The sequence below is a fragment of the Bartonella sp. WD16.2 genome, assembly GCF_002022505.1.
Lineage (GTDB): Bacteria > Pseudomonadota > Alphaproteobacteria > Rhizobiales > Rhizobiaceae > Bartonella.
The window spans coordinates 1753507-1762996 of record NZ_CP019781.1 but is presented as its reverse complement, the minus strand read 5'-3'; the positions used below and the strand labels follow the sequence as shown (position 1 = coordinate 1762996).

The following is a 9490-nucleotide window of genomic DNA, read 5'->3' as shown; positions in this document are numbered from 1 at the left end:
ATAAAAAAGCGGCACCTGTTCGGTACTGATTTATTTGATAAATTGGAAAAAATTTAGGCGCTAAAAGCTTTTAAGCGTTTTGCTAAACACGACACTTTTCGCGCTGCAGTATTTTTATGAAAAACCCCTTTAGAAACCGCACGCATAATTTCAGGCTCAAAATTTTTAAATGCCACCTCTGCAGAAGCTTTATCACCGCTAGCTAAAGCATCATTAAATTTACGAATAAAAGTGCGAACGCGTGAACGGCGGGCCTTATTAACCTGCGTGCGTGCTGCGATTTTGCGCACTGCTTTTTTGGCTGAAAGCGTATTCGCCATCGTATCTTTCTCTTTCAACTAATCAGTAAAAATTAACTCGACAAAATATTTTACTGAAATAAACAAGTCTAAGCTCTAAAGCTGTCTATTATTGACACCCTTATAACGTAATCTGAAAACAAACGTCAATCAGATTCTCAAAGATGAACCTAAAAACCAGCAAGATACCTTTTTGAGATCCTAATTAATATACACTTTAAACAGATAAATTTTGTTCAAACTGCCAGATTACGCAAAACATAGTGCAAAATGCCACCATGATGCAAATAATCTAACTCATCCTCAGTATCAACACGACATAATAATGGCACAGTTTTCACCATTCCATCAGAAAAAGTGATTGTAGCTGTAGTTTTCTGACGAGGCTTCAAATTATCGATTCCTTCAATCGTTATTTGTTCATCTCCTTTTAAACCAAGCGATTGCCAACTTGCATCCGCTTCAAATACAAAAGGAACAATACCCATGCCAACAAGATTAGACCGATGAATACGCTCAAAAGATTGAGCAATCACTGCTTTTACACCTAGAAGATTAGTACCTTTAGCCGCCCAATCACGAGATGACCCGTTGCCATATTCAATACCAGCAAAAATAACGAGTGGGACTTCTTCTTGTTTATACGCCATTGCTGCATCATAAATTGTTGTTTCCTCTTTGGATGGATAATGAACTGTATAACCTCCTTCACGACCACTGGCCCCCAACATAAAATTACGAATGCGAATATTAGCAAAAGTTCCACGCATCATAACTTCATGATTGCCACGACGGGTTCCATATTGATTAAAATCAACCATTTTAACACCATGATCAGTCAAATATTGTCCCGCAGGAGAATCAATCTTAATAGAACCAGCAGGAGAAATATGATCAGTCGTAATTTTATCACCAAACAAACCTAAGATTCGTGCATTTTTAATATCTTCTAATGCACCAGGAACTTTCAGCATGCCGTCGAAATAAGGCGGATTACGCACATAAGTTGACTGATCATCCCAAGAATAGGTAACACCAGAAGGCACTTGAACTTTTTGCCAATTTTCGTCTCCCTTAAACACATCTGCATACTTCTCAACAAAAATCTTACGAGTAACATTTTCTTCGATAAATTCTTGTATTTCTTTAGAAGTAGGCCAAATATCCTTTAAGTAAACCAATTGACCATCTGAATCTCTACCAAGAGGTTCTTTGGTTAAATCTTTGCGTACCGTCCCCATCAAAGCATGCGCTACAACTAAGGGTGGTGAAGCCAAATAATTTGCTTGTACATCAGGTGATACACGCCCTTCAAAGTTACGATTACCTGAAAGGACTGCTGAAGTAATTAAACCATTATCGTTTATCGTTTTGGAAATCGCTGGTAGCAAAGGACCAGAATTCCCAATACATGTCGTACATCCAAACCCAACTAAGTTAAACCCTAAAGCATCCAAATCTTTCTGAAGACCTGAACTAAGAAGATAAGCTTCAACTACCTGTGAGCCAGGCGCAAGAGAAGTCTTAACCCATGACTTGGTTTTGAGGCCTTTTGCCACAGCATTACGTGCCAAAAGACCAGCAGCAATAAGAACACTTGGATTTGATGTATTCGTACAAGAAGTAATCGCAGCAATCACCACATCCCCATGACCGAGTTCATACTCCTCACCCTCAACCTTATAACGAGCATTTTGCCCAGTAGTCTTCTTATAATCCTGAACCAATGCCGTCTCAAAACCTTGACTCACATCTTCCAATGGAACTCGCCCTTCAGGACGTTTGGGACCAGCCATAGAAGGCACAATGCTTCCCATATCTAATTCAATTACATCACTAAAAACAGGATCAGATCCCGTCTCATCACGCCACATCCCTTGTGCTCTAGAATAAGCCTCTACCAAAGCAATCCGACTTTCATCGCGCCCTGTCATATTAAGATAGCGTATTGTTTCTTTATCAATTGGGAAAAAACCACAAGTTGCCCCATATTCAGGCGCCATATTCGCAATTGTCGCCCGATCAGCAAGCGTCATATACTCTAAACCAGGACCAAAAAATTCAACAAATTTACCAACAACACCTTTTTGGCGTAAAATTTGTGTCACCCTTAGAACTAAATCAGTAGCAGTTACACCTTCTTTTAGTTTTCCAGTTAAACGAAAACCAATAACTTCAGGTAATAACATTGAAACTGGCTGTCCCAACATGGCAGCTTCTGCTTCAATGCCGCCAACACCCCAACCTAAAACACCCAAACCATTCACCATGGTTGTATGCGAATCAGTTCCCACGCACGTGTCAGGATAAACCGTCTGACAATCATCTTTATCGTTCATCCACACACATTGCGCTAAATATTCTAGATTAACCTGATGGCAAATCCCTGTTCTTGGAGGAACAACACGAAAATTTTTAAACGCTTTCTGCCCCCATTTAAGAAAACGATAGCGTTCACCATTGCGTTCATATTCACGTTCAACATTTTTCTTAAATGCCATTGAATTGCCAAAATTATCAACGATAATTGAGTGATCAATAATAAGGTCAACGGGAATGAGAGGGTTGATTTTTTCAGCGTTTCCTCCAAGTTTTACCATAGCATCGCGCATTGCAGCAAGATCAACAATTGCAGGGACGCCAGTGAAATCTTGCATGAGAACACGTGCGGGGCGATAAGAAATTTCTGCACCAGCGCTGCCTTTATCATTTAACCAGTTAGCGATGTTTACAATATTTTCTTTTTTAACTGTACGACCATCTTCAAATCGTAGCAGATTTTCGAGAAGAACCTTCATGGAAAATGGCAAACGAGAAACACCTTTAAGGCCATTTTTCTCTGCTTCAATTAAACTATAATAAACGTATTCTTTGCCACCAACATTTAAAGTTTTACGGCAATTAAAACTATCAATTTGAGACATGATTGTTCATCCTTATAATTATACACTCATCCATTTTCCGGAATGAACAACACAAACTGCAGATATAAGTGCAGCTTGAATACAAACGCAATCACTTCCGCTATCCATTCCCCGCTTTCTTCGGTCAATTCGCAGCTCGATCCTAAAATCCATTCTATATCAACAACTGATAGAACACACACCTTATAAAACTATTCCTAGAACTATTCTAGACACAATTACATAAAAAACGTGTTTTTTATTTTACAATGTAATAAAAGTTATAAAAATAATAAGAATAACAGGCAATCACATGGTGTTATTAGGTAAAGATCTAGCAGCACGTAGGAATGAAGAAATTTTATTTCAAGGCCTTTCTTTTCGTCTACTCCCACAACAACTCATGACAATTACAGGCCCAAATGGTATCGGAAAATCGACATTATTGCGAATCATTGTCGGCCTTCTTGAAGCTACTGAAGGCCATATCATCTTTAAAGAACATACACAAACATATCCCTTAGCTACCGTATGTCATTATCTAAGTATTCAAAATGCCATGAAATCCTCCTTATCAGTTATTGACAATTTGCAATTTTGGGCAGCATTTTACGGTCAATATCTGCGTACTCCCCATGAAGCTCTTGCAGATGTTGGTCTCTCTGGTCTTGGGCACTTACCTTTTCGCGTTTTATCAACTGGGCAAAAAAGGCGCGTAGCTATTGCTCGTCTTTTGCTATCCTATCGTCCTGTCTGGATTCTAGATGAACCAACATCTGGTGTTGATAGTCATACTCAAATCATTTTTGCAAATCTTTTTCAGAATCATCTCAACCAAGGCGGTATGATTATTGCTGCAACCCATATACCCCTTGGTCTTCCAGAAAACTATACGATTGCTCTAGAGCATTTTCTACCCTTATAAAGAGAAAATATAAATGAAAGCATTATTCTGGCGAGATCTTAAACTAACCTTAGAAGCACAAATTTTTTCGCTAACAGAGCTCTTATTTTTTATTGCTGTTATTATGATTATTCCTTTTGCCATCGGGCCAGATCCAGATATTCTCGCACGAATAGGTCCAGGTATATTATGGCTTGGTGCTCTTCTAGCTAGCCTACTTAACCTTAATAAACTGTTCCAAATTGATCATGATGACGGAAATCTTGATCAACTTATCCTCGCCGCTCACAGACAAAGCTTAACACTTATTGTTTTTACCAAATGCTTTGCTCATTGGGCAGGAACTATGCTTCCTCTTATTCTTGCTACCCCTATTTTAGCATTTATGCTCCATTTAGATACTAAAACAACTTGCGCAACGGTGCTCACCCTTTTATGTGGAACACCTGCTATCATTTTTATTGGTGCCATTGGTGCAGCATTGGCAATATCATTGCCGCACAGTACTATTCTCACTTTCATTATTATTTTGCCATGGACAATTCCAATCATGATTTTTGGTGTTGCCGCTGCTACAGCCCCAATAATACCAAACATCTTTTTTACTGCCTTGGCTTTTCTTATTGCTTTCTCACTTTTTTTAAGTGTCTTTAGCTCTTTTGTCGCAGCTATAACATTGAAATATTTATTAGAATAATAAAAGATAATTGCTGCAAAACTAAAGTTTGCTTATTATAAACTTATGAATGAATTATTACGTCAAAAAAATACGAAGCTTTTTCTTATAAATTCAACTCGCTTTATGGAAATCAGTCGTGCTGTTTTACCTTGGTTAACCAGCGCAACAGTGCTTTTTTTTATTTTAGGGTTAGCCCTTATTATACATTCTCCCGATGACTATCAACAAGGTATTACTGTTAGGATTATGTATATTCATGTACCATTTGCGTGGCTATCTACAATTTGCTACATTATGATGAGTGCCGCTGCATTAAGCAGCCTGATTTGGAATAATTGCCTTGCTGACATAGCGCTCAAATGTAGTGCTCCCATTGGAGCAATCTTTACGGCTTTAGCCTTAATGACAGGAGCCCTTTGGGGACGCCCTACATGGGGAACATGGTGGGTATGGGATGCTAGATTAACATCGGTTTTAATCTTATTTTTTATTTATCTTGCTATTATCACGCTCGTTCGTGCTTTTGACAACCAAGTAAAAGCCGCACGTGCTACAGCAATTTTAACACTAGTTGGATTAGTTAATATCCCCATTATTAAATTTTCCGTTAATTGGTGGAACACGCTTCATCAATCAGCATCACTTTTACGTTCAGGTGGTACAACAATTGATGGCCCCATGCTATGGCCACTTATAACTATGATGTTTTGTTTTATTCTCCTATTTATCTTATTAAACTTAATGTCCATGCAAAATGAAATTACTCGTCGTCATATTCAAGCACTCCAAACTAAAATAACCCGTTGCACTTAATATTAAAACTTCTTTACTATGCCCAACTCAAATAATATGCAAAATAAACTTTCAGAAAATTTTTCCCAGCACATTGATCTTCTCCTTGGTACTCTTCACCATGAACAAACTGTCATTTTAAGTTACATGCTTTCTGCAATCACTCTCCTTTGTTTTATTGGGCATATTCTCCGTAAAGGAGCACATCAAAGAAAAATCTTGCAACAACTACAAGCAAAAGAGTTTATTTTGGAAGAAAAACGCAATGAAAATAACTCCATTCAAATTTAAAAAAAGTATATCTTTACCTATTTTATTTGGCCTGCTTGCACCATTTTTTCTCTTTCTTCTCCTGATTTTACTGCTCTTTAGCTCTATAAAAAACAAACACTCCAATGATCTTTCCCTCACCTCAAATATATTAATTGGAAAACCAGCTCCCAAAACTAACCTTCCTTTGTTAAACAAAGATGATGATTTAAATTCAGAGCAGTTTAAAGGACGCATAACATTAATTAACTTTTGGGGATCCTGGTGCCCACCCTGTCGCGAAGAACATCCCATCCTTATGAAAATCGCAAAAGATCACCGTTTTGACCTTATCGGGATTAATTTTAAAGATAATAAAGAAAATGCCAAACGTTTTTTAACTCATTTTGGCAATCCTTTTAAACTTATCGGTTTTGATGTTTCAAACCATACAGCCATTAACTGGGGCGTATATGGACCACCGGAAACCTTTGTTCTGGATAAAGAAAGTATCATCATTGCCAGACATATTGGCCCCTTAACATGGCAAATTTATCAAAAAGAAATTCTGCCCAAAATAGAAAAAGCTATAACTGTAGAAGAATCTTCCAACGATAAATTATTTATTTCACCTAAATAAACAATTTTAATCTTTCGGTGTTTTATTAAGAAATTAAACAAACAATTATTTTTGATTTAAGTCATTTCCATATTAGAGTGTACATCTTAGCTTTTTTACTAAGTCTTCAAATTAAGTTTGCACTCACCGTATGTCTAGTTTAGCTTTACTTTCTTGATATGCATTTTTTGTACAAGCACATACTTCATTTCTCAGATCACTATAGCTTGGTTAACACCACAGTCCGCTAAACATTGCTAATTCTATCTTATGAACCGTGACCTCAAACATTTTAATTAATCATGCCAATCTACTACAATAAGCTTTATTGCTGTAATATCAATAATAGCCTTAATTAACATATACAGCCAACAATTAACAAAGAATTCGATGAATAAGAAGTAATAAAACTGCTCAAAAACTAATAATAATTAATACACACAATCAGTTTCTTTGATAAAGCTATCAAAACTTTGCTCAAAGTTCCTATTACCTCCTTTTTAGGAAGAATTATTTATCGTAAAAATGCATCAAAAAATGAAAACGTAAATATTAAACACACCAGTTGAATGATGCAGTTTAGCTTTAAGAATCAAGAAAATATCTACAGATAAAAAACATTCATGGAATAATGAAATTTTGCCTAAATTTTGCGATGATTTATACACTCACTAATGCGTATTATCATTCGATAATAATCATAAAAGGTGAAACTTGAACCTAAAAAATTCCAATGAAAATTTCATATCCATTTAAATATATATCTTCAAAAAGGATTTCTTCTGTAAGATTTCAGATTTAAAAAATAATTTTTTATTTTTTAAACTAAAATTCACTTATAAAGTATAAATTCCGGTATAAGATAATATTTTAATTATATTCTTATTCGCCGTTTTTCCGATATTGGTTGAAACGCTATTTTGGCGTGAAAAGCACAATAAGGATTGCCTTCACCAGAATCAGCGCCACAAAAATGAAAATCTGATGACAAAGGATCTCCAACTGGCCATCTACATGTATTTTCACTCAGTTGCAAAAGATTAAGATGACGTGAAATAGGAACAACCACTTTTGATTGCTCTAGAACATCAGCTTGTGTCACACCCTCAGCTATAAAATCCATTTTCAAAGCTGTTGCCCCAACACTGCAAGAAATAGCATTTTCTGGGACTACAGAGGATGCAGCACGACGCACTCGCGGCATTGATGAACCAACACCTGCTGCTGTTTTTTGTACACGCGATATCACAGGGGTTGTCTTACCACGCCCTGGCAATTTTAGCCGGTGCACTTTACCAATCACTGCATTTCTGCTGACCCCACCCAGTTGAGCTGCGATTTGACTTGCACTTAGACCCTCACTCCAAAACTTCTTAAGAAGTTCAACGCGTTCACATGTCCAGCCCATACAAGAACTCCTCTCTGATTATATCATTGAAATGCATCTTATTGCATTTTTAAATGTCTTAACTTTATTTTAAATAAATCTTTATATTTTAAAATCAGGCGCAAAAAGATCTTATCTGATCCGTAAATTTACAAACGTAAATATAATCTCGTTTACCTATTTAGACTATAATATGCACTGACTCTATGACAAGAGCCTTTGCCTTTTGAAATGTCTTTTTAAAAAGTTTTCCCCAACTTGCGAATCAATTATAGATAAAATTCTTTCTTTTGCTCCAATCTTTTCATTGTAAACATATCTTTTAGAAAGCTTAATTGATTTTTTATTAGTTAGCGCGATAGTTTATCAATAATTTTGAAGTACCGATTACATTTATTGATAAGTGTAGCATTATTTATTCATCAGACTACGGTGCTTAAGAAATAAAGGAAATAATGATGGGAAGCACCTCTACACAATCACTTTATAATAGTTTTGCTCGACGTAATTTGTGTTTTAAACAAGGCGATGGTGTATGGCTTATTTCCGACAAAGGGGAGCATTATCTTGATTTTACATCTGGCGTTGCTGTTAATATTTTAGGATATGCTCACCCAAAACTAATTGATGCTCTTAAAATAGAGGCTAAAAAACTTTGGCATATCTCCAATCTTTTTCAATCACCTGAACAAGAAGCTCTTGCTACGCGTCTTTGTGCAAATAGTTTTGCTAATAAAGTTTTTTTCTGTAACTCTGGTGCAGAAGCATTAGAGTGTGCATTTAAAACTGCCCGACGTTATCACTATGCACATGGTCAACCAGAACGTTTTGAAATTATTACTTTTGAAGATGCATTTCATGGTCGCACACTTGCAACACTTGCTGCCAGTGGACAAGCAAAATATCTTGAAGGTTTTGGTCCTAAAGTAAGTGGTTTTATTCAAGTTCCCTTTGGGGATGAAAAAGCTTTACGTAATGCTATCAATAAAAATACTGCCGCCATCCTTATTGAACCCATTCAAGGAGAAGGAGGGCTTCGAGTAGTACCCCTTGAAACTCTAAAGCTTTTACGCAAACTATGTGATGAAAATGACTTGTTATTGATTTTAGATGAAGTTCAAACTGGTATCGGACGGACAGGTAAACTTTTTGCTTATGAATGGAGTGATATTACACCTGATATTCTCACTCTAGCAAAAGGATTAGGTGGTGGCTTTCCATTAGGGGCTTGCCTTGCAACAAATAAAGCTGCAAAAAGCATGATACCAGGGACTCATGGCTCAACTTTTGGAGGCAATCTTCTTGGTATGGCTGTTTGCAACAGTGTTCTTGATATTGTGGCAGAACCTGATTTTCTTAATCATGTTCAACACGTAGCCCACCAGCTAGAACAAGGGCTTTTAATTATTCTTGAAACTTATCCTGATGTTATTTGTGCAGTTCAAGGAAAAGGCCTTATGCTAGGTATTCAGTGTATTATCCCTCAAAATGAGGTTATCACTGCATTGGAAAATGAACATATTTTAAGTGTTAGTGCCGGCAATAATTTTGTGCGTTTCTTACCTCCTCTCATCATAACTGAAGAAGAAATACGTGAAGGTCTGCACCGTATTGAAAAAGCAATTACTCACCTCTCACGAACTCATAAAAAATAAAAA

General features: G+C 36.6%; 10 protein-coding genes. 6 read left to right on the top strand and 4 right to left on the bottom strand.

Annotated elements, in window-relative coordinates; translation table 11 throughout:
* Window positions 1-53: 53 nt before the first annotated feature.
* From rpsT to BWD162_RS08100, 3 genes are all read right to left on the bottom strand, one after another.
* Window positions 54-320, bottom strand: coding sequence for a 30S ribosomal protein S20 (gene rpsT / locus BWD162_RS07635; protein WP_007476123.1), 267 nt, complete (start codon window positions 318-320; stop codon window positions 54-56).
* 215 nt (window positions 321-535) lie between these two features.
* Window positions 536-3223 (bottom strand): aconitate hydratase AcnA, encoded by a 2688-nt coding sequence (gene acnA, locus BWD162_RS07630; protein WP_078706095.1) that lies wholly within the window; start codon window positions 3221-3223, stop codon window positions 536-538.
* A gap of 18 nt (window positions 3224-3241) precedes the next feature.
* Window positions 3242-3376: a hypothetical protein gene (locus BWD162_RS08100; protein ID WP_257787962.1), complete on the bottom strand. Its 135-nt coding sequence runs from the start codon at window positions 3374-3376 to the stop codon at window positions 3242-3244.
* Between the two features lie 139 nt (window positions 3377-3515).
* Here BWD162_RS08100 and ccmA point away from each other — a divergent pair, with 139 nt between their 5' ends.
* The 5 genes from ccmA to BWD162_RS07605 are packed head-to-tail and all read left to right on the top strand — an operon-like array spanning window position 3516 to window position 6466.
* A complete protein-coding gene (gene ccmA / locus BWD162_RS07625) occupies window positions 3516-4127 on the top strand; it encodes a heme ABC exporter ATP-binding protein CcmA (protein WP_078706094.1) in 612 nt (203 codons plus the stop codon).
* A 13-nt stretch (window positions 4128-4140) separates the two neighbouring features.
* Entirely contained in the window at window positions 4141-4803 is a 663-nt protein-coding gene (ccmB, locus tag BWD162_RS07620; RefSeq protein WP_078706093.1) for a heme exporter protein CcmB, read from the top strand.
* A gap of 45 nt (window positions 4804-4848) precedes the next feature.
* A complete protein-coding gene (locus tag BWD162_RS07615) occupies window positions 4849-5598 on the top strand; it encodes a heme ABC transporter permease (protein WP_078706092.1) in 750 nt (249 codons plus the stop codon).
* An 18-nt stretch (window positions 5599-5616) separates the two neighbouring features.
* Entirely contained in the window at window positions 5617-5868 is a 252-nt protein-coding gene (gene ccmD / locus BWD162_RS07610) for a heme exporter protein CcmD (RefSeq protein ID WP_078706091.1), read from the top strand.
* Window positions 5843-6466 carry a DsbE family thiol:disulfide interchange protein gene (locus BWD162_RS07605; RefSeq protein ID WP_078706090.1) on the top strand — a complete coding sequence of 208 codons (624 nt, stop codon included), beginning with the start codon at window positions 5843-5845 and terminating at the stop codon, window positions 6464-6466. The genes ccmD and BWD162_RS07605 overlap by 26 nt, the downstream gene beginning before the upstream one ends.
* A gap of 853 nt (window positions 6467-7319) precedes the next feature.
* Here the strand turns inward: BWD162_RS07605 and BWD162_RS07600 are convergent.
* Window positions 7320-7853 (bottom strand): GcrA family cell cycle regulator, encoded by a 534-nt coding sequence (locus BWD162_RS07600; protein ID WP_078706089.1) that lies wholly within the window; start codon window positions 7851-7853, stop codon window positions 7320-7322.
* A 437-nt stretch (window positions 7854-8290) separates the two neighbouring features.
* On the opposite strand from BWD162_RS07600, the gene BWD162_RS07595 reads away from it, so the two are divergent.
* A complete protein-coding gene (locus tag BWD162_RS07595; RefSeq protein ID WP_078706088.1) occupies window positions 8291-9487 on the top strand; it encodes an aspartate aminotransferase family protein in 1197 nt (398 codons plus the stop codon).
* Window positions 9488-9490: the final 3 nt, after the last annotated feature.